Raw genomic sequence first — 22281 nt, forward strand, 5'->3', positions numbered from 1 at the left:
TTTAGCGCATACTCCTCCAATTGCTATGCAGAGCTTGATATCAGTCTAAAGACTGGCTTTATTTTTTATCTTCGCTGTGTGCTTTTTCGTTTTCTTTCACGTAGCCTTTTTCATCCGTATGCTTTTTGGGATTGATCGTTAAACCATTCCACTGAGTCGCTTCGAAGGAAAGATCAATTTGAATCGCATCGCCTTGGTATTTATTTTGGATATAGTGACCAGCTTTATCCTTCGTCTGGTCATTGACAAATTCAATGATCATTTCCATTTTATCGTAATCAAACGGGTTCTTTGGAATGCCGTCATACTCTGGAGCCACTGTTCCATCAACAGTTGCTACATTAATCTTCCCACTTTCATGTAAAAACTTCTCATCGACGGCATGACGAAGCTTTTCAAATGCGGTCTGATCCTGTTTTGACGTTAGTTGATGCAAGTCAAGCAGGTTTGCATGGTCTAAGATAATATTTTTCGGATAACCATTTCCACCTTCGGCTCCAACCGTAAGAACACTCACCTGAAACTGGCTGAGAAATTCTTCAGCTGTATTCTTACCGCCATTCTTCGCGGAAGCTCCGTCTTGAAACTGGCTGTAATCAAGACTCATCAGCACTTGATTGATCGCAAGCGATCCTTTATTTTCAAAATGAAATTCTTTCTTGATCCGATCACCAGGTTTTAAGTTCGCAAGGTTGATGGCGCCGGAGTTCTCTTTTGCTGATAAATCCAGCTCTCCTGTCGAGTAGACCGCGTTTGCCTTTTCTACATCGTTAAACGCCGCCCATGTCCCCCCGCCGATTAATGCAAGGCCTAAAGCCCCTGATAATACACCTAAACGAATTGATCTTTTCTTTGCCATGAATGAACCCCCTAATAAATTGTTTTATTGAAACCTAATTAGGTTACAAACGAAAATTTAAGCTTGTTCCTCTGACATATGTAAATCAGCCGTGTGTCTTCGGTGTTTTGCAGCGCCCACAAAATGAAGAGTGGAATAAACGAGCAGCATCACACCTGGTATAATGAGCAGCAACGCAGTTCCAGCCGAAGTCCCTGCATACGATAGAAGCTTTCCTGCATAAGGAATGTTCACACCGGTATACTGCGCAGCCACCTGATCCGCTTTTACTAGCGTGCCGTCCTGATACATATTGTGGTCACCTTTCGTCTCAAAGGCTTTATTTGCTCCCTTTCCTTTCACCCCAACAATTCGGTGGGTCACATAAGACTGGTCCTGCTTCGTTTGAAACGTGATAATATCTCCTTTTTTAAGCGCCTCCGGTGAAGTCACTTCTTTTACGACAATGAGTGAGCCAGTCGAAAATTCTGGCTCCATTGATCCAGATAATACTTGCTTGAATTGATAACCGAAAATCTGAGGATCTCCCCCAGTAGTTCTTGAAGACAATGCGACAATAATACATGCAATCATCACCGTGAACACCACCACATAAAGAATACTTCCAGACATCTTCATCCATTTTTTCATGACCTCTTCTCCCCTTCGCCTATCATTGTTTCATTTCAAAGGCAGCTCCATTTAGGATGCCTTTTCCTGACACTTTGCGAGCTGCATATGTTTAGACCATATAAATGCTTCTTCAGATCCTTCAAAACCTTTAGGATAATAGATTTTAAACGCATAGATTCCATTCGTTTTTGCTTTATCTGTCGTGACAGTCGTTGTTTCTTGTGAAAGAAGAGACTGTATAGAGCCTTTTGCAAGAATATGACCATCTTGTAGCGGCTTCTGCTCACTTTTCACTTTATGTAATTCCCATTTCCATTCAGAGTGTGCAATAGATTGTCCACTATTTTTTAATGTCATGCTCAAGCTTTGAGGCGCGCAGACTGTTCCTTTGTTCATCGTTTGATCGATGAGTTCCAAATGACTTCTATCCCATTTGGTAGGCTGACAATGCTGATCCGTCTGTTCAAAATTTTCGCATGTTTTCATGACAAAGTTTGAGTGCTCAACATCGTTAAAAGAAGCGTTCGTTGTTGAGATCAAAAGAGATGTGAAAATCAAACAAATGGTACAAAAGAGTACAAAGAGCGACTGTTTCATTCATTCTCCAACTCCTTGAACGATTGTTCTTTAATAAGAACGATTACATACAGTATAAGGAAATACCTATAAAACCCAAAACGTCAAATTAGTCCATTTTGTTCTTAAACAAGAACTATTACGAGAAAATTCTTCCATTTTCTCATTCTTTCGCCGTATTCAATAATTTTTTGTGTGACATTTGTACTTCTTAAAAATTTACATAAAAGTGCAGCATTTGGTCAGAATAATAACAGGTGAGGTGATGTGAAGTGAAATATGGAAAGATGATAATCATGCTCAGTTTACTGTTGAGCCCTATGATACACGACGCCAATCCTGCTGATGCGAAAGGTTTCACTGCCGCCGCAGATCAATGGGAAACACGGGCAGTCAAAGAAGCAAAGAAACGATATCCGCTGGCACAAGTCTTATTCAAACAAAAAGTATGGGACCGTCATCGTGAGAAGGAATCTGTGAAACAGTATCATATTACGTTAAAAGACCACGCCAAAGAATTTGGGGTATTTGTCACTATTTCTTATAACCCTTACTCAAACAAGGTCAATAAAGTGATAGTTGTGGAAGAATACAGCTAAAGGGGCATAAAAAAACCGCCTGCTGGCGGCTTTTTACTTTCGTCGATGTCGCTGACGTTTTTTTAACATCATTGAAAACCCAAACGGCAGAACCCCAAATAAACGCTGTGAAAATGGCGGTTTCGTTTCCATTTTCTCTTGTTTATGTTCCTTCCTTTCGTCACGTGGTGTATTCATATATTTAATGATTTCCTGCGTCATATATTTTACATAGTCATTGGTTTTCAACACATTCACCTCTTCTTTCTTCAAGTGTTACCTAGAAGAGGATCATTTTATACACTGGCTATTCAGGGTTTGCCCATTTCATGATTTCACGGGTCTTCCAATCCAGCACCAGTTCCCGCTCATCTGATAAACCATCCTTTGTTTTCACACTGACTAACATGAGGATACGCTTTTTCTTTTGATCGCATGTCATCTGCTTCAATGTCACGCGGCCTTCTTCAGTGTCAATATGGGTATGCTGCTTTTCACACAAACGATGTAATGTACGGGCAGCTTCACTCGCCCCCACCCTGAAAAGCTGCTGTTTTTTATAAAAAGAAATCGTCAGCTCTGCACTTCTCAGCTCTTTTTGAAACCCTATCGTCATTGATCCTAGGATCAAGAGAAAAAATAGAATCGCAGCTAGTACATGCGGATAGATAAATCCTCCTTCTCTTTTCACGATGTAGGAACCACCCCTTTATATATGAAAAAAACGGCTTCATACACCTTACCAGATTCATCTGTGACTTTCAGGATGGCTCTATATTGATTCGTTCTGACACGAAATTCTTTCACCTTTTGCAATAAAGGAAGATGGCCTGCTTGATCCATTCGCTTCCGAAGCATCTCTTGATATGGCTCAATCGTTACCACTCGCCCTTGATCAGATACATACTCTAACGCTTTACCTCCTTGCACCGATCTAACAGCCGTTGCACGGCTTAATTCCTCATCTAATTGCAGGACAGTCTGTTTCCACTCCATTTGTGAAAATCGGTTAATCTCTTCAAAAGGACGGGCTTTCTCAGCTGTAGAAAAGATTAGTACACAGCCAAAAGAAAGGAACAAAAATAGCTGTAATTGCCACAAAGCCTGGACAAGGGTAAAACCTTGTTCACCGTTCAGCAACATGGTGAAAGCATATGGTCTGCTTTTTTTGTATTTTGTATGATACACATCCCTTCTCTTTACTCCAATTGAATACATATGTGACGTCGCCTCGTTTCTTTTTGACAGAAGGTTTTGTACCATCTATGAACGATTCATTCATCTGTTCATGCAAGATTTGGTAAGCTTCAAGTTTGGCTCTTACTTCATTTTTCCCTATCATGATTTTTTCATAGGCTGGCATGAGCACAAGGGCTGCAAATAGGAAGATATGACAAGCAAACAGCGCCTCAATCGTACTAAACCCTCTATTGTTTTTGAACATGGATTCGCCCGCTTCCTAAATAGATCGTGAGTTTATACGTTTGACTGCCAAATTGAATGATGAGAGACCCGCCGCTGCTTGGATGTCCGTTTACATTAAAATAGATACCTTGTGGAAATGTAGAAGCCTTAATGCTTCCCTTTTGTTGCTGAAAAGAAGTAATGACTTCGCCATCCTTCTGATCGATTACCTGATACGATACATGTGGCGGATGGAATTCAACATACACACGTGTTTTTTTGATAAATGCAGTATAAGCAGCCAATTGAAAATCTTGTTTCATGATGTTCACTTGTCTTTTGGCTTCAGCGTCTTCTATTAAATTGGGGATTTTTCCTCCTATGATCGACAATAGAATCGATAGAACAAGTAAGATCATTAGCTGTTCAATGAGGGTAAAACCCTTCTCATGAAAAATCAATTTATTCATGCTTCACATGGCCGTTTTGAATGACAATCGCTTTTCCATTAGGACACGTTAATCCCTTTTTGACATAGCCTTCTTTTTCTAATTCAGCTAAAGATGGTGTCTTGCCATCATGCTCTAATTCATATGCCATCACCTGTGTGCTCACCATTGATTTAAGCCCTTCACAGCCCTTTGCTTGAATCGTTTGGTGGTGACGAGTGATATTCGGGATGGTAATAAGTAAAAGAATCGAAATCACGAGCATGACAATTAACATTTCTAACAGGGTAAATCCTTTATCATTCATGTCTTTGTCCTCCTTCTTACACTTGCTCCATGAGTTGATACATTGGTAAAAGAATAGATAGATACACAATGAGTATAAGAAGTGCTGTCACACCATAGATCACCGGCTGCAGCCACGAAATCCATTTTTCAATTTTCAGCTCTGCATTCTCTAATAGAAATTGGCTGTACGTGTACATTTCTCTTGCAAGCATCCCGCTCGCTTCACCATGCTCGATGACGGCTGCAAAATGTTTCTCGAAAAAAGGAGACGAGCTTACTTGATGTGCCATGCTTTCTCCTTTTCTTAGCTCTTCAATCATCTGTTCTGATATTTCTTGAAGAAAGGGTAAGTAGCTTTGCTGTTTAAAAGCTAGCAAGCTCTCGTACATCGATAATCCAGCTTGAAGCAGTCCGCTTAACTGAAGAGAGAAAAGGTACGTATGCATCAGCCGCATTCCTTTATATAAAAAAGGAAACCTGCTTATCACCCTCAGCTTCTCAAGGGTGGACTTTTTCTTAAAAAAGACAGCATAGTATCCGGTCAAACAGATACACACACAGCCGATGAGGAGGAGAGAAACATGCAGCAATTGAAAAAGTCCAAACATACCTTGAATCAGCCATGACATTCGGGTATCCATCGAGGAGTACAAGAGAGAAAATTGAGGAATGATCATTTGTTGAACGAGTATGAGCACGACCAAAACCGTAAAGATGAGGAAGATCGGGTAACGTAACATGCGTTTAAACGTGTCTACCTGTTTGATTTTTTTCTCTAAAAACCGCGCGCTTTGTTCAAGTGCTTGTGCTAGACTGCCATGCTTTTCGGAGAAACTTAATATGGCAATGACTTCCCGCTGAAATTGGAGTCTCTCCAGCACCACATAAAAAGGCTCCCCTTCGAGCAGCCACTGAATGCCCGGTGTTAATTGTTGCTGCTGCTCATTCGACAACTGGATATTCACCATCGTTAATGCCTCAATCACTGTATATCCAGCCTGAATCAATTGAGCAAGTTTTGATAGACATTCCGCTTGGTCCTTTTTAGACCATGCTTTAGAGGCTTGCTTCTTCATAAACCCAGCGATGATAGGTGTTTTTCGATAAATAGCCTAGTGCCACTCCTTTACGAATTAATCTTTGCAGTGTTTCATATGACGAGTGAGCATATTCTCCTTTAGCCTCCTTGATACACTCACCTAGCTCCTTTCCGAACAGCAGTTCAAATACATTTGTTCGTCTGACCGATCGATTTAATTTACAGTAAAGCTGACATGTTTCTCCGCAAAAAGGACAGGTGAGCTCGATTAATCGCTGCGCAGCAATCGCAACCATCGTTTGTTCGAGTTCATTCATCGTGACACCAAATTCAAGCATACGATAAAGGGCTCCTTTTGCATTTTTCGCATGAAGCGTACTCATCACTAAATGGCCTGTCAGTGCTGCTCTAATTGCCGTTCGGGCCGTTTCGGCATCTCTTATTTCTCCTAGCACAATCAGATCTGGATCATGTCTTAAAATAGCACGTAATCCTGCGGCATATGTGATGCCGGCTTTTTCATTCACTTGAACCTGTAACACTTCTTCATTTCTTGTTTCCACAGGATCTTCAAGTGTAATAATATTTCGGTTGAAATTCTTTTTTGCAAACTGGATTAATGAATAAAGGGTTGTTGTTTTCCCTGAATTTGTTGGACCGGTAAATAAAATCAGCCCATGCGAATGATTCAAAAATGATAATAATCTGATGGAGGCTTTCGGAAATAGTGACAGATGTTTTATTTTTGGAACATGATCCTGCGGCAATATTCTAATCACTAAACTCTCATCATTTACAGTTGGTAAGGTAGACATCCGAATAAACACCTGGCCGCTTCTTAGCATCACAGCTAGTGACCCATTTTGCGGCCTCCTTTTTTCCCCGATATCCATGGATGATAAAAATTTAAAATGAGCAATGAGCCGCTCGCCGCTTTTTTTATCAATGGTTCGCTGCTGAATTAAATCTGAGTCTACGCGGAAAGATACCGACGCTTCCTTTTCTTTTGGAACAATATGCACATCAGATGCTCTCATGCGGCATGCTTCTTCTAGCAGCTCTTGTCCCAAATATTCAATACCATACAAATGGTTCACTCCCTTCTCTGACCATATTGTAAGTTGGAGGAACCTGTCTGACAAAAGAGCATTTTATCATTTTAACGACTAAGCATGCGAAAAAATCATCAGCTTGCGATGGAAAACGTGGTTTTTTAAAAAAGAGCATATAAAAAAACCTGACTTTTACAAGTGCAGGTTTTTTGGTCATGTGGCTTCTTGCGGCTGTTCTTCAAAAATACGAAATCCTCTTTTTTCTAAAGCTTTTGCAAGGCTGTGTTCAGTATTTACTTTTGAGAAATCAATGCCCAATTTCACGACGGTTTGAGCAATTTCTGGGCGGATGCCTGAAATAATCGTCTCGATTCCTAGAAGCTTCGCACTATCCACCACTTTAAAGAGCTGATAAGCAACCATCGTATCAACGACCGGTACGCCTGATATATCAATAAACAAATGCGTTAGACGCAGTCTTGAAGCCTGTTCTAGTACGGATTCTAGAATAATTTTGGCCCGGTACGTATCAATCTCTCCGATGAGCGGCAAAATCCCAATTTCCTTTGAAACTGGAATAACAGGAGCACTCAGTTCCTGAATCATCTCTCTTTGTGCATTTAGCTGACTCAGTGTCACACGGTCGTATTCTTCTGATAAACGCTCGATCATATTATCAAACGTGGAATGAAAATGCTGATTCCACCCGCACACATCTTGGAGCGTCACTTCAAGCTCGGTTTCTAGTATGAATTTCTCGATTCTCGAACAGAAAATCTGACGGAATATCTTAAATTGTCCAATGATTTCATATAAAGGCACCTCGTGAACGGCTCGATCACGTGCAATATCAACAGACCATTTTTTTAAATGATTTTCTACTTTGTCTGACAGCGTCACAAGCGTTGCTGCAATGGTTTGAATAAACGCTGTGTTCTGTTCCTTCAGCTTCATTTCCGTTTCCTCTGAAGCATGTTTGGAATATAATGAGCCTTCTTCTGTTCTTGTTTTCAGCCATTCTTCGGTCATGACAGGGGCTTCTTTTAGGATAAATTCATATAATTGCTTAGATTTTTCATTTTTCATTTACTTCTTCCGCTCCTTTTTCACTTAAAACTAGTGACATACAACTTTTATGTATAAATGACCGCAGATGGTGAACAATATCATTACACGTTTGATATTGGGCTATAGCCAAGTGGTAAGGCAATGGACTTTGACTCCGTGATCGTTGGTTCGAACCCAGCTAGCCCAGTTCAGCACAAAAACGAAGACGGCTGAAGAATGTTTCAGCTGATCTTCGTTTTTATTAGGAAACTGATTGATGAATCGCTTTCTTTTTTGATATTTTCATGAGTTCTCCGGGATTATAGCCTACTACTAATTTATTTCCATCAATGATAATTGGCCTCCGGAGCAGTTTTGGTTTTTCAATGAGAAGCTGAAGAACCTCGTTTACTTTTAAATCATTAATATTTAAATTTAAGCTTTTAAAAGCCTGGCTTCGTGTGGCTAAAATTTCATCCATTCCTTCTGTTGTTAAGGAAAGAATCTTTTTTAATTCATCTAGGGTTGGCGTTTCTCTGAAAAGGTGACGCTCTTTAAAATCAATTTGATTCGCCTTTAGCCAATGTTTTGTTTTGCGGCAAGACGTGCAGCTCGGGTATGAATAAAAAGTAATGTCACTCATTAGTCTTCCTCCTTAGGTCGTTAACCTTTTCTCTTATGGAGTAAGTACCCTCATGTATTTCGGCATAAACACGTTTTGATCACTTTTTCAAAAAAATTTTTTCTACTTGTAAAATAAATGTTCACACGTTGTCAAAAATGTAAATGTTTACATAACAAGTGGTGATCAGCTATAATATGAATCAAAGGGGTTTTTTTAAGGGGAGGGAAAGAAATGAATCGCATGTTCCGCGTGCTTGGCTTTTGGACGGGTATTTTTGCTGTCATGTTCTATTTAGGGCATATGAAAGATGCATCGCTGCTGTTCTTCGGTCAAACCGTTCTTTTTGTATTTTTATCCTACTTGAATTTATCCGAAAGAATGTATATTTACATTTTCGGAGCGTACTTGACGATTTTCTTTGCCGGATTTACATATTATTCGATCTTCATCATGGTTCCCGGTACCGGACATTAATTGAAAAAAGCGTCTCTTTAAAAAGAGATGCTTTTTTCATACCTGTGTTTAAAGAGAAAAACCATTGATAAACGGATTTTGCTCCTGCTCTGTGAGTACAGTGGTTTCACCGCCATGTCCACTTAAAACAAGAGTTGATTCTGGTAATGACAACAATTTGTTATGAATCGATTGAAGCAGCACTTCTTGACTGCCCCCTACTAAATCTGTTCTCCCGATGCCACCTTCGAATAACGTGTCACCAGAAATCACAAATCCTTCTTCCGCCGAATAGTAAGACACACTGCCTGGTGAATGCCCAGGTGTATGGAACATCTCTAATGTAAACGATCCAATTTGAAGAGTTCCTTCTGACGTAATTAATTTTTCTGCTTCTTTGACCGTAATTCCATTCCCAATCAATCGAGCTGAACCGTTTAATTCAGCGTTCGTCAGCCATTCCTTTTCATTCTCGTGTACATAGAGTGGCACTCCCCACTCTGCACGCACCTCATCTGCCGCACCGATATGATCAAAATGAGCATGTGTCAGTAAGACAGCAAGCGGTGTGAGCTGTTTTTCTTTTATATAGGAAATCAGCTTTTGTGCTTCACCGCCTGGATCAAAGATTAAGCATTCTCCGTGCTCATTTTTCCAAATATACGCATTCGCTTGTACATAGCCTAGTGGCATTCTTCTCCAATTCATTTTCATCACCTACTTTATTCATTCTTTTTTATTATGAAGGCTACACAATAAAAATTCAAACAATCGTCAACTGGAATCTACTCGACAAGCTTTATGAAAACGGTTAAAATGAAAAGAAAGGAAATCAAGGGGATTGATGACAAAGGGGGACTTTCACATGATGCTCGTCATTATTTTTGGTCTAGTCACGATTTTAGCTGCACTCGGGATCTATCGCTCACTTAAAAAAGTGAACGTACTTGCCATCGCTTTTGCTGGCGCGACATTTTTGGTTTTTGGATGGTTTACTGTCATGACCATCATCTATAGCGGTTATCCAACCGCACATTAAAAGCCTGCAAATAGCAGGCTTTTTTTATTGATTCAAGTGCTTATTCACGCTTTCTATTTTACTTGTAAGCGTTGTGGTTTGATCCCGCCTGTCATCAATGCGGATATTGGTCGCTACGCGGTGCAATCCCTTTTCAAAAGGTGCTTCATGAATGCGCTGAATGACTTCAAATAAAACAGATAATTCACCTTCAATTAACGTATTCATTGGTGTTAATTGATAATTAATTTTCCCTTCTTTTTGAAAGCCTTCTAAAATTCTTTGTACATCTGCTACATAAGCACTGACACTTGGTGTTTCAGTACCTATTGGAATGATGGTCACATCTGCTATGGCCATGTTTCTTGCCCCTTTCCATTGAATCCTAATGTTTTCTCGTCCTCATTGTAACCTATTCACAATCAATCATGCCATGCTCACGTTGCATTTAAAGAAGGTTTGTCTCGTTCTATCGTCAAATCCGCCCTCTCTACCTTCCCAATCTTTGTGAATAGAAGCAGGCATATCCCTGACACAGCTTCAATGATGCCGCCAGCCGCAATGACATACCCAGACCCAAATAGTGTCGCCATATAGCCGCCAATGAGAGCGCCTAACGGAATCATGAAGAAGGAGATCATGTTGATAATCGCATACACTTGCGGCTGATCCTCTGCTTTTACTGACAATTGAATCATTGTATGTTCAGGCACGTTGACTGCACTGATGGCAGCCCCTAAAGCAAAGGCTGATATAAACACAAGTGGTAAAAATGCGTTCATGCCTGTGATGAAGAACGAGATTCCATCAACGATCCCGGCACCTATAAACAGCAGCCCATACCGGTTCACTTTTACCTTTGTCAAAACAAACCCCATCAAGAAGGCACCTAGTGCCGTTGTGACTTTAATAAATGAATAGATAACTGGTCCACTATGTAAATCCTCTGTTAAATAAATAACAGACAATGCTTCCCATGGTGCTGCAGCGAAGTTTGAACAGACACAAAAAATCGCCAATGGAAACAAAATATGATGCCTTTTAACAAGTGAAAATCCCCGAATTAATCTTTTGCCGTATGATAACCCTTTTTTGGCTTTATCGATGATGACTTCTGTTTCATATGTAATCATTAATACCAATAAAGCGGAGAAGAGATAAAGAGGAATGATCACAAGCATTGTATACCCTACCCCTACAAACGCAATCATGACACCACAAATCGTTACCGTCACAAGCCTGACCACATGACTTGCTGATTGGATAGTTGCATTCGCTTTTTGTATGAGGTCCTCATGGACAAGCTTTGGAATAATTGATACGGACGCCGGTTCGTAGGAGCCACCAGTCGCCGAATGAAGCAGCATACAGCCAATCACAAGTGCTAATGGCGTGAAATCATAAAAGTAACTGACCACGATCACAAGGATTATCGCTCCTCTTGTTAAATCAGCAAAACACATCCAAAATTTCAATTGATGCGGCTTCATCATTGGGGTAATCAGCGGCCCAACAATGGCTTGCGGAACAAAGCTGACCGCAATAAAAAAAGCTGTTCCAATTGCCCCTTTCCCGCCTAGTACTAAAAGCCACAAGATGGTGTTGAAAGATAAACTATCAGCTGTTATTTTGCACATTTTAGAAATAAATAAGTAAGTGAAATTCCTTTTCCACAGGCTTTGAGCACTCAATGTTCGACATCTCCCTAAAACATATCCTTTTTTTTACATCCGTACTTTTCACAATAGCTCACAAGGCGGCCTTCGTCAATTGCTCTAACATTATTTTTATTGACAATAAGAAATTGATTCACGTTCAAATGTAAAAAGCACCTGACAGGTGCTTTTTAACACTTACATGCTTCCCATAACAGCCGCTTTGTTTTCTCATAGATGGTGTCAAATTGATTCATGGAAAGAGGATTTTTTCCTAGACCAAGCTCGACTGTATAGCCCTCATTGTGAAATTGATAAATAAACCAATCGCGATAGCCTGCATAGCTGTCAAGATATCGAACCGGTTTATAGCCGCTTACTTGCTCGAATCGTTTGACCGTTTCTTTTGAGATGGCAGGTTCGTGGCCAAGAAAACCCCAGTATATCTCTTCTCCTTGTGTATGGAGAGCGATCAGCCGGTCAAAGCGTTTTCGTAACGCTAGATTTGCCATCGCTTTCGCTTCTGGTTCTGTTAACGGCTCGCGCCCTGGAAACCCCCGATTGGACGGTGCCTTAGGCTCATGACGGTAGTATTCGACCTCCCAATAAGCTGGAAATTGATTGTTCAAATCCACCCCTCGAATATTTGCTTTCCACTCCTGATAATCAGCATATCCACCATGTAGCGGTGTGAATTCTTCACTGCTGAGACCTAGCGACTCAGGTCCATTCCGAACGAGGTCTACGCCATCTGGATTCACCATTGGCACGATGGAGAGAGCTGTGGTTCGCAGAATATGAACGGCTTCATGATGTCTTGCTTGCACCGGGTCAGATGCGGCTAAACACAGCGATTTCAGCCATTTTATTAAAACAGACGTCGTGATCCATTCATTTGCATGAAAAGAGGCATTCAAATGAATAGAATGTAAATGCTGAACAGGCTCTGTTCGGATTTCATAAATAGGTGTATCAAGCACTGAATGACCTATTATGCTGATTTGAAGAAAAGGAAATGCGGCTTTCAAGCGGCTCAGCTCTTCTTCTAATTGAGCACTATCATATTCAAAGGTTCCATTGATCCAATCATCGGATTGCTGCAGCCTGTAAGGCGCAATAAATTTCTGCAGCTCACCTATGGAAGAAAATGAATGGATGCCTTCCGGAAGTCTATATCCCGGTAAAAGAAGGTGATCAGTGCTTGTTTGATTGGATAAATGAAAAGCCGCATTCCCTATCCCTAACTGTTTTGCCACATTATCCTTTCCCGCTTCATCCAGCTGCCATTCAATTTTCCCAAACGACGTTGTCTTCATTTACATCCCTCCTCTCATACTATATGAGCCGGCAGACAAAAAAAGAAAACCTCTGCATCTAAAAATAGCAGAGGTTTTCTCATATGTTAGGACGCCTTTTTCAGCTTCGTTTCATCTTCTTTTTTGGATGGAGAATGGTCCGGGCTGTTCCGGTCATAAAATCTAAGGAGATCACCGTAGATGATTTGATCAGAGAATTGGAGCTCTTGCTTTGCCTTCTCTTCATAAGACTGACAAACGGTCTCATCATCTCTTGGCTCACCCGTTTCTTTATTGTAGCAAACTCCATCTGTGAAAACACTGTCCTTCGTAATAAAGCTGCCATCACGAAGCACGGTAAAGTCATTCTTATCTTTTGATAAAAGATCATGACCAAATTGAATCTGTTTACTTGTATCAATTCCTAAAAGATTGAGTATAGTTGGACGGATATCGACTTGACCGCCTACCGTATCAATTTCTTTTGGATGTTGATCTGTGATCCCTGGAATGTGTACAACAAACGGGACTTTTTGAAGCTGCACTTCTTCAAATGGCGTAATCTCTTTATTTAAAAATTGTCCCATTGCTTCGTTATGGTTTTCTGAAATTCCATAGTGATCCCCATATAAAACAAAGATGGAATTTTCGTACAAACCTGTTTCCTTCATCTTTTCAAAGAAAATCTTCAGCGCCTCATCTTGATAACGCACTGTAGGAAAGAACTTGTTTAACGTTTTGCTCTTAGAATCATATTCATCAATGAGCTTATCTTCTTCATCTAGATCAAATGGAAAGTGATTCGTTAATGTAATCAATCTCGTATAGAAAGGCTGCGGGATCGATTTCATCAATTCCGCTGACTGTTCAAAGAACGGACCATCTTTCAAGCCCCAGCCAACTGAGTTCTCTTCATTCACATCAAATGATTTAATATCAAAAAACTTATCGTAGCCAAAGCTATCGTAGATCAGGTCACGATTCCAGAAACTTTTGTTATTCGCATGAATAACAGAAGAGTGATACCCCTCATCCTTTAACAACTCAGGTGTGGCTGTATACTCATTGCTTGGGTTTGTGAAGAACACAGCCCCTCTTCCAAGTGGATAGAGAGAGTTATCAACAATAAACTCTGAGTCCGATGTTTTCCCTTGACCTGTTTGATGATAGAAATTAGTAAAGTTGTAGCTTTTCTTGATTAGTTTGTTTAAAAATGGGGTAATTTCTTTCCCATTTAATTTTTCATTGACCACAAAGCTCTGAGTAGACTCTAGGGAGACAAGAATGACATTTCGCCCTTTCGCTTGACCAAACGTTTTTTCATTACGGTCGGTTTGATTTGCGCTTACATAGTTTTCAATTTCCGTTAAGCTATTGCTGTCGGCAAGGGCTCGTTGAGCAGACTGCTTCGATTGCAACACTCCATCATAAATATGGAAATTATATAAGCTAATATTTTTCACCAGCATCTCACGGTCAAATGAGCGAGTGAGCAGTTCTGGTCTTTCTGTTTCAGCCAAACCAAGGTTAAAGAAGAAAGTGGCTGCCACAAATAAATAATAAGCTGCTCGTTCTTTTCGTGAAATGGTGACATCCGTTCTAAAGGAAGGCTGCTTTTTATAGAGCCACATTAAAATCATAATATCAACGAACATCAGAAAATCGACTGGTTCAATTAAAGAGGTAATACTTGACCCGAGGTCACCCATATTGTTTGTTTGAAATAGGACGGGGATGGTTAGAAAGTCACTATAGAATCGATAAAACACAATGTTAGCTAACAAAATGAATGTCAGGATAAAACTCATCACGATGATATATCGATTGCGATTTTTTTCTTTCATAAATAAACCGATACCGAAGATAAACAAGAGAAAGCTAAGCGGATTAATAAACAGGATAAACTCCTGCATGAAATTTTCTATTTTAATATTAAAGCTAGATTTATAGATAACATAGGTTTTGACCCACATTAACAATGTCGCAATCAGTAAAAATGAAATCGCCTTTAATCTTTTCTTTCGCATTGTAACCTCCTTATGCTCTAAGCATGCACTCAAGTTAGGGAATACCCTAATTATTGGTGCTTCTTCAAAAATAACTAAACTATATCTTATCCTGTATGTGCTGGAAAATCAATGTCTTTTTCCTCATGACAAACTTATGAATATGCTAAACATTTCATTTCATGCCCATCTATCGCTTTTTTTAATAAAAATGACATCATGATGACTTTTTTGTTTAAGACAGCCACTTGTTTTTTGCCATCCATGCACCACCGATGACTCCTGCATCGTTTCCGAGTGAAGCAATCACGACTTCGACATCATCAGCGCAAGGCGGAAATGCGTGATGTTTAACAACGCGCTCTACTTTACTGCGAAGAAGCTCCCCTGCTTTTGAAACACCGCCGCCAATGACGATTTTTGTTGGGTTTAACGCACTGGCAAGATTCGCTAAGACTAGTCCAAGATGAGTCGTCACTTCTTCTACGACACGTATGGCAAGATCATCTCCACTTTCAGCGGCCCTAAACACATCCTTTGCAGACAGCGAAGTGAGCGTGCCAAGTGAAGATGTATGCTGCTCCGTTTCTAATTTATCCTTTGCAAGCCGAACGATGCCAGTCGCAGATGCAATGGTTTCAATACAGCCTGTTCTTCCGCAGTTACACGGTGCTCCTTGGAATGGAACGGCACAAATATGGCCAATTTCTCCGCCAGCCCCAGTCTCACCTTGAACAACTTCACCATTTACAATAATACCGCCGCCAACACCCGTGCCAAGTGTGACCATCAGGATATTTTTTGCACCATCTCCTGCCCCCTTCCACATTTCACCGAGTGCAGCAATATTCGCATCATTTTCTATGACAGATGGAAGTCCTGTCTCTGCCTCCAGGTGATCTTTGAGTGGATAGTTTGTCCAGCCGAGATTCGTTGTTTTATAGACAATCCCAGATACTTTATCTACAGGCCCAGGTGCACCCATTCCAATCCCAATAAGCGCTGATTTTGGCATACTGATTTCGAGCAGTTTGTGGTCAATTGATTTGGCAATATCGACTGTGATCGTCTGCCCTGATTTATCCGTAGGAATCTCCCACTTATGCTGAATTTCACCATATAGATTAATGAACGCAAGCTTAATTGTCGTACCGCCAAGATCAACTCCTACAAACCAATCCCCTATCATATGCCCTCCACCTTCACATTGTTTTTCGATTTAATTTGGCTAGTTCCATTTGAAGAATAGTCATTGCGTTTGACCATTCGGTCCGGTCAATAATGCCCGATGTATACATTTCCTTCAGTTCATCTGCCATAAATTCTAATTCCACTTCACGATCTCCGAAATACACATAATTTCCAAATCTCATGAGCAGCTGCTGTACATCATATAACGTTTTCATTATTTCCACCATTTCTTCTCATCAACAGATAGGATAAGCGTATTCATAAATGCGCTTTCAGTCAAGTCATTCAATGTGTTTGCGTGCTTTCAATATATTGTTTCAGTTTTAAAAATTGATCATTTTTTGGATCTTGGTTTAACCCTTTCTCGATTAGATCCTCCGCTTTCGCTGTCTCTCCTTTTTCAACGTACAACAACGATAAATGATACAGTTTATTTGGATCATCAGGATCTTTTTTAAGCGACTTTTGTAAAAATTCAATCGCTTTGTCAAGGTGGCCGAGCTGCGCTTCCGATAGTGCATATATATGGAGAGCATCAGCTGATGCATCCTTTTGGTGTACATATTCCTCTAATCGTTTACTTGCTTCGTTATAGTTCTTCTCATCAAATAGACTTGCTGCCTCACTTACTGCCGCCGCTTCCTTTTGATCGTCTGAATGAAACCCTGTATACAGTCCAAAACCGCCAATCAACAGCAGAACAGCACTAGCAAGAAACATTTTGACAGGCTGCACCTGTTTAGGGAGCCGGACAGCTAAAGCGGCTAAAAAACCGCCAACCAGACCGCCAAGGTGCCCTGCGTTATCAATACCTGATACGGTGAAGCCTATCCCTAAATTGATAAGGATGATCACAATAATATTTGTCCCCATCGTTCGAAAGAATAGCTTGCGGTTAGAAATTGCTAAATATAATAGCGCACCTAAGCAGCCAAAGATCGCACCTGATGCACCGGCTGCGATGGCCGTATTAAAGACAAAGCTCGCAATGGAGCCAAAAATGCCGGAAATGAAATAGATGAGCAAAAATCTCCCTGAGCCATAAATTCTCTCAACAGCCGCTCCGACAGACCAAAGAGCAAATGTATTAAAGAGTAAATGCGTCAAGCCAATGTGCAAAAACATTGGTGTAATGAGGCGCCACCATTCTCCATCTAAGATCAGCCCATTATTTTTAGCACCAAACGCTGTTAAAGTCGCGGTATTGGTACTTCCGCCAGATAGTTCAAGCAAAAGAAACATCACCACTTGAACAGCGATGAGCAAGTAGGTGAAAATCGGTCTGCCATTTTGAAAAACGGCCCGTTCTCGTTCACGCTGCTTTTCCTGATCATTAAATGCTTGAAGTACATTCATTTTAAGCTGCATGACATCCTCAGCTGTGTCTCTCTTCGCCTCTTCTACATCCAATGTTACCGAGGTGTTCAGCCATTTTTGCAGCTCGTTTACATCGTGCTGAAGAGTGTCTGCGTTCAGTAATACAGGTGTAACCGTCACCTTTTGTTTTTTCTGCGGCTGACCGTTTAAGTCTTCCCAATCATCTACAGGATCGTCAGCTGTAAATTGGAGCTGCAAGAGATGAAGAGACCGTTTACGCATCGCCTCTCTCAGCTGATTCACCCGATACGTCTGCTCTTCGATATCTCGAACAATCTCCTGTCTAAAATTCACATCTTTTCTATATAGACGGATGAGATCATACCCTGAGTTTCTTGGTGCTTCAAAAAATATTTCATCTTCTGGATACGGACTTTGAATCATCTCGTACCCTTTTTGCCTTAATTCATCAACAACTCGCCAAAATAGACTATCTATGACATTCATTCATTCGCGCTCCATTTTTTACATTATTATAACAAGAATCGTTCTGATCCGCATTTCTGAACAAAAAAATCCCGGCTTCTGCGGGATTAGAATGCTTGGCGAATAAATTTCGTCCGAAAATATGGGATTTTCATCAGCCACTTAATAAAAAAGTGACGCACTTGATTTTGACCTAAGATCAAATTCATCAGCCGATAACGATTTTGCACGAGAACGAATGCAAACAATGTGAACACAATGCTCCAAATCATTTTATTCATCATATTCCCTCCTATGTTCGTATCGTGGCTTAAATAGGATTTGTTTATGCATGAACGATCATTTTTATCGCTTACAATGGTTCTTTTCATTAGCCGGCTTTCACAATCTAATCCCTTGTTCTTTTGATTGAATATAATAGACCTCTTCACACTCTGATTGATCATAAGAAACGTCATTATTCACTTCCTCCCACATATTACGGAAGTATCTTTTCTTTCCACGAAATTTTTTCAAAACGGACCTCCTAGCAAAATGCCACTACATGCAGATTTGTTGATCAATGTGAAATCATATTGCGTTTCACCCTACCGTTACTACAACTCTGATGAAAGGATCTCAACACAAAAAGCCCGTTCTTTGGACAATCAGCGGACTTTTACTTTTGATATAATATACCTTTTTCACTGACAATCATAGACACCGGTATGTCGTGTGCTTCAGACGGCACATGTGTGATTTGCTGTAAAGACAGACAAAGTGCAATGGTTACACCGTGATAGTCAGCTAAGTAGCGGTCATAATAGCCGCCCCCAAATCCAATCCGGTAGCCTTTTTGATCGAAGCATACCCCAGGCACAATGATTAAATCAATGGTTTCTTTATGTACAGCTGTTGATACTTGAGGGTCTGGTTCCAATAGCCCAAAGTAGCTGGATGTCATCTTTGTTTGCGGTGTATATTCATAAAACATCATCTCTTTTGTTTTCGGAAAACAGGTAGGGATACATACTGTTTTTCCTTCTTCCCACGCTTTTTCAATCAGAGGCATTGTCGGTATCTCTTTTCCTCTAGACATTGTCAAAGCGATCGTTTTCGCCTGTTTCCATGCTGGCAGCTGCAATAAGTACTCATGAAGTAAAGCCGTGCTGCGCTCAAACTCTTCAGCGCTTATCTGATCCAGCTTGGCTAATGTTTGAAGGCGAAGCTCCTTTTTCATAAAGATCATCTCCCATCATAAAAAAACAGCAGGAAAATTCCCTGCTGCTTACTTTGTTTCACGATGTAAAGTTTGTTTTTTATCACGTGAGCAATACTTTTTGAATTCAACGCGATCTGGATTGTTTCGCTTATTCTTTTTAGTAATATAGTTACGCTCACCGCATTCAGTGCAAGCTAGAGTAATATTTACGCGCATATTTTTCCCTCCAAACTAAAATCAATTCACATTCAGACCTAACTATAATACCACTTCTAGCTTAGGAATGCTAGAATGTTTTTTCACCAATTTCATTTTGAGTGCATTCACTTACATATCGCATGGTTATGTCATGAAAAATCGTCTGCTCCCCTATAAAACCTTATCCTTTGTCGTACTGTATACATGAGACCCCTCTTCTCCCCGCCTCTTTCATTTATTTTGACAGCGAAGCAAGGTTTCATACCCGTTTTACATATAAAAAGAAAAAAGATGAAAAAAAGGTGATTTTCTTCAGCAATTCCTTTTGAAACTAGCTTTTTTATGGTATAAAAAAGAAGGGTCGAAAACTGTCTGAAACAATCTTGAAAGCCTTTTATGGCTTTCAGCATAAAAATATGAATAAAAGGTGATGAAACATGGAAATTGCAATTATCGGATTGCTTGTTGTCAGTATTGTACTGATCGCATTCTCATATTTTCAAAGAGAGCCGATTAAAGAAGTCGAGCAGGAACTTGAAACACTTCAACTATCTGCAATGCAAGAAATCTATAAACTGAAAAAGAAAATGAAAGTGCTTGAAGAAGAATTACTTGAAACAAACATCGTCGTTCGCAAGCATTCAGAAATTGATCCATCCATCGCAAGACAGATCATTTCAAAGCACCAAAATGGCATGTCTCCTGAGGCCATTGCGCGCGCTGAGCATGTATCTGTAGAAGATGTCAACATGATCATTAAAGACAACGAGAGGGTGCTTGTATGACGAAAAAAAGCATCCAAACGTTTGCAGCAGGTATGATTCTTGCAACTGGGGTTCTTGCGATTGTCTTTTTTCTCACTGGGAAAGACGAGGCAGCAGCTGATACAACAACAAAAGAAACCCTCGCACAGAAAGTAACAGACACTGACGTGAAAAACTATTTAGACTCCAAAAAAGAAGTCACTGTCAGCCGTGAAACGTACCAGCAGCTTCTTGACTATAAAGAAAAAGCGCTGAAGGCAAATGAAGACAGCGATTCTAAGAGTGATAAACAAAAGCCTAAAGGCAAATCGATCAAATTCGTGATTAAAAACGGTATGAGTACAAGTGATGTTTCAGACATGCTTGAAAAGGACGGCATCATCAACTCGTCTAAAGATTTTAATGATTACGTAATTGACGCCGGCTACCATAAAGAAATTCGTGCAGGCAAGTTCAATTTAAAAACAGGGATGACGTTCAAACAGATTGTCAAAGCCTTAACAAAATAACAACAAAAGCCCTCTGGCGGCACTGACCTCCAGGGGGCTTTTCTTATCCAAATCGACCAGATATATAATCATTCGTTCTTTGATCGTTTGGCTCAGAAAACATCACATTCGTATCATTAACCTCAACAAGCTCCCCCATTAAGAAGAATGCCGTTCGGTCTGATACCCTAGCCGCTTGCTGCATGTTATGCGTCACAATGGCAATTGTATATTTCTCTTTCAATTTCATAATCAATTCTTCAATCTTTAATGTTGAGACAGGATCAAGCGCTGATGTTGGTTCATCCATTAATAAGATGTCTGGGCTTGTGGCAATGGCTCTTGCGATACAAAGACGCTGCTGCTGACCGCCAGAAAGACCTAGAGCGGGCGCACTTAATCGATCTTTCACTTCATCCCAAAGGGCAACATCTCGAAGCGCTTTTTCAGCGATTTCTTTCAATTGCTGCTTGCTCTTTACTCCGTGAATTCTTGGTCCGTATACGACATTATCAAAGATAGACTGAGGGAATGGATTCCCTTTTTGAAACACCATCCCGACATTTTTACGCAGCTCCACTAAATCGACACGGCCTTTTAAAATGTTGTCACCGTTATACATCATATCCCCGGTGATTTTCACACCTGGCACTGTTTTGACCATAAGATTTAACGTTTTAATAAAGGTTGACTTTCCGCAGCCGGATGGGCCGATAATCGCTGTGACTTCATGCTCTCTAATCGCTAAGTCAATATGCTTCAATGCATGATGCTGTCCATACCAAAGGTTCATATCATTCACACGAAACACTTCTTTTTTTGCTGTTTCAGTTGCTACTGCATTCATCAAATCCACCCGCCTTATCCAAATCGACCATTGATATAGTCTTCTGTTTTTTGCTGCGCAGGACGTGTAAAGATACGTTCTGTGGCATCATATTCTACTAGATCTCCGTTTAAGAAAAAGGCCGTACGATCTGATACACGGAGCGCTTGCTGCATGTTGTGTGTCACAATGACGATTGAATAATCATTTTTCAATTCCCCTAATAGTTCTTCAATTTTCGCATTTGAGATGGGGTCTAGGGCAGAAGCCGGTTCATCTAATAGCAGAACACTAGGTTTCATCGCAAGTGTACGTGCAATACAAAGGCGCTGCTGCTGACCGCCTGACAATGACAAAGCAGATCTGTGCAAACGATCTTTGACCTCATCCCATAGCGCCGCCTTTGTTAAGCTTTCCTCAACCGCATCATCAAGCACAGATTTTCTTTTTTCCCCGGCATACTTTAACGCATGGGTGATGTTATTGTAGATCGATTTAGGAAATGGATTTGGCTTTTGGAAGACCATGCCGATTTCTCTTCTTAAATTCACCACATTAATGCGGTCATCCAAAATATTTAACCCTTCGTACATGATCGCCCCTTCACTTCTCGCACCTGGAATTAAGTCGTTCATGCGGTTAATGCTGCGTAAAAAGGTAGACTTACCGCAGCCAGATGGGCCGATTAATGCGGTAATCGCATTCTTCTCGATCTCGAATGAAATGTGATTGACCGCTCTTTTTTCACCATAATAAATGCTTAAATCCTGCACCTGTAAAATCTGTTCCGCTTGAAGTGGAGCCTTTTTCGCTGCAATTTCTTTTTTTTCTGCCAGCATTTGAACCATATCCCC

The 22281-nt window shown here is 40.5% G+C and carries 32 protein-coding genes and 1 tRNA gene; 6 read left to right on the forward strand and 27 right to left on the reverse strand.

Going from position 1 to position 22281, the window contains the following annotated elements; genetic code table 11:
* Positions 1–58: 58 nt before the first annotated feature.
* Genes tasA through tapA form a run of 3 tightly spaced genes read right to left on the reverse strand, consistent with a single transcriptional unit; the run spans position 59 to position 2068 of the window.
* Complete coding sequence (gene tasA, locus C6Y06_RS10560) at positions 59–859, reverse strand: biofilm matrix protein TasA (RefSeq protein ID WP_034661283.1); 801 nt, start codon at positions 857–859, stop codon at positions 59–61.
* A gap of 57 nt (positions 860–916) precedes the next feature.
* Complete coding sequence (gene sipW / locus C6Y06_RS10565; RefSeq protein WP_106036858.1) at positions 917–1489, reverse strand: signal peptidase I SipW; 573 nt, start codon at positions 1487–1489, stop codon at positions 917–919.
* 51 nt (positions 1490–1540) lie between these two features.
* On the reverse strand, positions 1541–2068 hold the full coding sequence (gene tapA, locus C6Y06_RS10570) for an amyloid fiber anchoring/assembly protein TapA (RefSeq protein ID WP_106036859.1): 528 nt from the start codon (positions 2066–2068) through the stop codon (positions 1541–1543).
* 299 nt (positions 2069–2367) lie between these two features.
* Between tapA and C6Y06_RS10575 the strand changes: the two genes are divergently transcribed.
* Positions 2368–2646: a DUF3889 domain-containing protein gene (locus C6Y06_RS10575; protein ID WP_223251449.1), complete on the forward strand. Its 279-nt coding sequence runs from the start codon at positions 2368–2370 to the stop codon at positions 2644–2646.
* A gap of 33 nt (positions 2647–2679) precedes the next feature.
* Here the strand turns inward: C6Y06_RS10575 and C6Y06_RS10580 are convergent, their stop codons facing one another.
* The 9 genes from C6Y06_RS10580 to C6Y06_RS10625 all read right to left on the reverse strand — a co-directional run bounded on the left by C6Y06_RS10580 (position 2680) and on the right by C6Y06_RS10625 (position 7943).
* A complete protein-coding gene (locus C6Y06_RS10580) occupies positions 2680–2874 on the reverse strand; it encodes a YqzE family protein (protein WP_024718846.1) in 195 nt (64 codons plus the stop codon).
* A 58-nt stretch (positions 2875–2932) separates the two neighbouring features.
* Positions 2933–3316, reverse strand: a complete 384-nt coding sequence (locus tag C6Y06_RS10585) for a competence type IV pilus minor pilin ComGG (protein WP_034661288.1) — start codon at positions 3314–3316, stop codon at positions 2933–2935.
* A complete protein-coding gene (comGF, locus tag C6Y06_RS10590) occupies positions 3313–3813 on the reverse strand; it encodes a competence type IV pilus minor pilin ComGF (protein ID WP_034661289.1) in 501 nt (166 codons plus the stop codon). Before comGF ends, C6Y06_RS10585 begins: the two co-directional genes overlap by 4 nt.
* Positions 3752–4069, reverse strand: a complete 318-nt coding sequence (gene comGE / locus C6Y06_RS10595) for a competence type IV pilus minor pilin ComGE (protein WP_034661291.1) — start codon at positions 4067–4069, stop codon at positions 3752–3754. Before comGE ends, comGF begins: the two co-directional genes overlap by 62 nt.
* Entirely contained in the window at positions 4053–4499 is a 447-nt protein-coding gene (gene comGD / locus C6Y06_RS10600; protein WP_106036861.1) for a competence type IV pilus minor pilin ComGD, read from the reverse strand. The genes comGE and comGD overlap by 17 nt, the downstream gene beginning before the upstream one ends.
* On the reverse strand, positions 4492–4785 hold the full coding sequence (gene comGC, locus C6Y06_RS10605) for a competence type IV pilus major pilin ComGC (protein WP_003217322.1): 294 nt from the start codon (positions 4783–4785) through the stop codon (positions 4492–4494). The genes comGD and comGC overlap by 8 nt, the downstream gene beginning before the upstream one ends.
* A gap of 16 nt (positions 4786–4801) precedes the next feature.
* Positions 4802–5842, reverse strand: a complete 1041-nt coding sequence (gene comGB, locus C6Y06_RS10610; RefSeq protein WP_060596835.1) for a competence type IV pilus assembly protein ComGB — start codon at positions 5840–5842, stop codon at positions 4802–4804.
* Entirely contained in the window at positions 5823–6893 is a 1071-nt protein-coding gene (gene comGA / locus C6Y06_RS10615; RefSeq protein WP_060596836.1) for a competence type IV pilus ATPase ComGA, read from the reverse strand. The genes comGB and comGA overlap by 20 nt, the downstream gene beginning before the upstream one ends.
* 177 nt (positions 6894–7070) lie before the next feature.
* Positions 7071–7943, reverse strand: a complete 873-nt coding sequence (locus C6Y06_RS10625; protein WP_034661297.1) for an STAS domain-containing protein — start codon at positions 7941–7943, stop codon at positions 7071–7073.
* Between the two features lie 98 nt (positions 7944–8041).
* On the opposite strand from C6Y06_RS10625, the gene C6Y06_RS10630 reads away from it, so the two are divergent.
* Positions 8042–8112: transfer RNA gene (locus tag C6Y06_RS10630), tRNA-Gln, on the forward strand.
* Positions 8113–8166: 54 nt separating this feature from the next.
* On the opposite strand, the gene C6Y06_RS10635 is transcribed toward C6Y06_RS10630, so the two are convergent.
* Entirely contained in the window at positions 8167–8547 is a 381-nt protein-coding gene (locus C6Y06_RS10635; RefSeq protein WP_007501232.1) for a Spx/MgsR family RNA polymerase-binding regulatory protein, read from the reverse strand.
* 213 nt (positions 8548–8760) lie between these two features.
* Between C6Y06_RS10635 and C6Y06_RS10640 the strand changes: the two genes are divergently transcribed.
* The gene (locus C6Y06_RS10640; protein ID WP_003217440.1) at positions 8761–9003 is read left to right on the forward strand and encodes a DUF2626 domain-containing protein; all 243 of its coding nucleotides are present in this window, start codon (positions 8761–8763) and stop codon (positions 9001–9003) included.
* A gap of 48 nt (positions 9004–9051) precedes the next feature.
* Here the strand turns inward: C6Y06_RS10640 and C6Y06_RS10645 are convergent, their stop codons facing one another.
* Positions 9052–9690 carry an MBL fold metallo-hydrolase gene (locus C6Y06_RS10645; RefSeq protein ID WP_060596838.1) on the reverse strand — a complete coding sequence of 213 codons (639 nt, stop codon included), beginning with the start codon at positions 9688–9690 and terminating at the stop codon, positions 9052–9054.
* 157 nt (positions 9691–9847) lie between these two features.
* On the opposite strand from C6Y06_RS10645, the gene C6Y06_RS10655 reads away from it, so the two are divergent.
* Positions 9848–10021, forward strand: a complete 174-nt coding sequence (locus C6Y06_RS10655) for a DUF2759 domain-containing protein (protein ID WP_003217333.1) — start codon at positions 9848–9850, stop codon at positions 10019–10021.
* 24 nt (positions 10022–10045) lie between these two features.
* On the opposite strand, the gene C6Y06_RS10660 is transcribed toward C6Y06_RS10655, so the two are convergent.
* From C6Y06_RS10660 to rpmG, 11 genes are all read right to left on the reverse strand, one after another.
* A complete protein-coding gene (locus tag C6Y06_RS10660; RefSeq protein WP_034662003.1) occupies positions 10046–10360 on the reverse strand; it encodes an MTH1187 family thiamine-binding protein in 315 nt (104 codons plus the stop codon).
* A gap of 77 nt (positions 10361–10437) precedes the next feature.
* Positions 10438–11691 (reverse strand): MFS transporter, encoded by a 1254-nt coding sequence (locus C6Y06_RS10665; RefSeq protein WP_060596687.1) that lies wholly within the window; start codon positions 11689–11691, stop codon positions 10438–10440.
* Positions 11692–11846: 155 nt separating this feature from the next.
* Positions 11847–12971 (reverse strand): M14 family metallopeptidase, encoded by a 1125-nt coding sequence (locus C6Y06_RS10670; protein ID WP_106036862.1) that lies wholly within the window; start codon positions 12969–12971, stop codon positions 11847–11849.
* Between the two features lie 86 nt (positions 12972–13057).
* Positions 13058–14977: an LTA synthase family protein gene (locus tag C6Y06_RS10675; protein ID WP_106036863.1), complete on the reverse strand. Its 1920-nt coding sequence runs from the start codon at positions 14975–14977 to the stop codon at positions 13058–13060.
* A gap of 214 nt (positions 14978–15191) precedes the next feature.
* Positions 15192–16145, reverse strand: coding sequence for an ROK family glucokinase (locus C6Y06_RS10680; RefSeq protein ID WP_106036864.1), 954 nt, complete (start codon positions 16143–16145; stop codon positions 15192–15194).
* A 13-nt stretch (positions 16146–16158) separates the two neighbouring features.
* Positions 16159–16362 carry a YqgQ family protein gene (locus tag C6Y06_RS10685; protein WP_008342322.1) on the reverse strand — a complete coding sequence of 68 codons (204 nt, stop codon included), beginning with the start codon at positions 16360–16362 and terminating at the stop codon, positions 16159–16161.
* Between the two features lie 70 nt (positions 16363–16432).
* The gene (locus C6Y06_RS10690; RefSeq protein ID WP_106036865.1) at positions 16433–17971 is read right to left on the reverse strand and encodes a rhomboid family intramembrane serine protease; all 1539 of its coding nucleotides are present in this window, start codon (positions 17969–17971) and stop codon (positions 16433–16435) included.
* Between the two features lie 86 nt (positions 17972–18057).
* On the reverse strand, positions 18058–18231 hold the full coding sequence (locus C6Y06_RS20075) for a hypothetical protein (protein ID WP_017367602.1): 174 nt from the start codon (positions 18229–18231) through the stop codon (positions 18058–18060).
* A gap of 100 nt (positions 18232–18331) precedes the next feature.
* On the reverse strand, positions 18332–18466 hold the full coding sequence (locus C6Y06_RS20450) for a hypothetical protein (RefSeq protein WP_258182066.1): 135 nt from the start codon (positions 18464–18466) through the stop codon (positions 18332–18334).
* 142 nt (positions 18467–18608) lie between these two features.
* On the reverse strand, positions 18609–19169 hold the full coding sequence (locus tag C6Y06_RS10695) for a 5-formyltetrahydrofolate cyclo-ligase (RefSeq protein ID WP_106036866.1): 561 nt from the start codon (positions 19167–19169) through the stop codon (positions 18609–18611).
* A 48-nt stretch (positions 19170–19217) separates the two neighbouring features.
* Positions 19218–19367 carry a 50S ribosomal protein L33 gene (gene rpmG / locus C6Y06_RS10700; protein ID WP_008360061.1) on the reverse strand — a complete coding sequence of 50 codons (150 nt, stop codon included), beginning with the start codon at positions 19365–19367 and terminating at the stop codon, positions 19218–19220.
* A gap of 419 nt (positions 19368–19786) precedes the next feature.
* On the opposite strand from rpmG, the gene C6Y06_RS10710 reads away from it, so the two are divergent.
* The gene (locus tag C6Y06_RS10710) at positions 19787–20134 is read left to right on the forward strand and encodes a hypothetical protein (protein WP_003217285.1); all 348 of its coding nucleotides are present in this window, start codon (positions 19787–19789) and stop codon (positions 20132–20134) included.
* A complete protein-coding gene (locus C6Y06_RS10715; RefSeq protein WP_106036867.1) occupies positions 20131–20622 on the forward strand; it encodes an endolytic transglycosylase MltG in 492 nt (163 codons plus the stop codon). The genes C6Y06_RS10710 and C6Y06_RS10715 overlap by 4 nt, the downstream gene beginning before the upstream one ends.
* A 43-nt stretch (positions 20623–20665) precedes the next feature.
* Here the strand turns inward: C6Y06_RS10715 and pstB (C6Y06_RS10720) are convergent, their stop codons facing one another.
* Together pstB (C6Y06_RS10720) and pstB (C6Y06_RS10725) are read right to left on the reverse strand one after the other, a co-directional pair.
* On the reverse strand, positions 20666–21448 hold the full coding sequence (gene pstB, locus C6Y06_RS10720) for a phosphate ABC transporter ATP-binding protein PstB (protein WP_066030657.1): 783 nt from the start codon (positions 21446–21448) through the stop codon (positions 20666–20668).
* 14 nt (positions 21449–21462) lie between these two features.
* Positions 21463–22275 carry a phosphate ABC transporter ATP-binding protein PstB gene (gene pstB, locus C6Y06_RS10725; RefSeq protein WP_034661308.1) on the reverse strand — a complete coding sequence of 271 codons (813 nt, stop codon included), beginning with the start codon at positions 22273–22275 and terminating at the stop codon, positions 21463–21465.
* Positions 22276–22281 lie beyond the last annotated feature (6 nt).

Source organism: Bacillus sp. MZGC1 (assembly GCF_002998605.1).
Lineage (GTDB): Bacteria > Bacillota > Bacilli > Bacillales > Bacillaceae > Bacillus.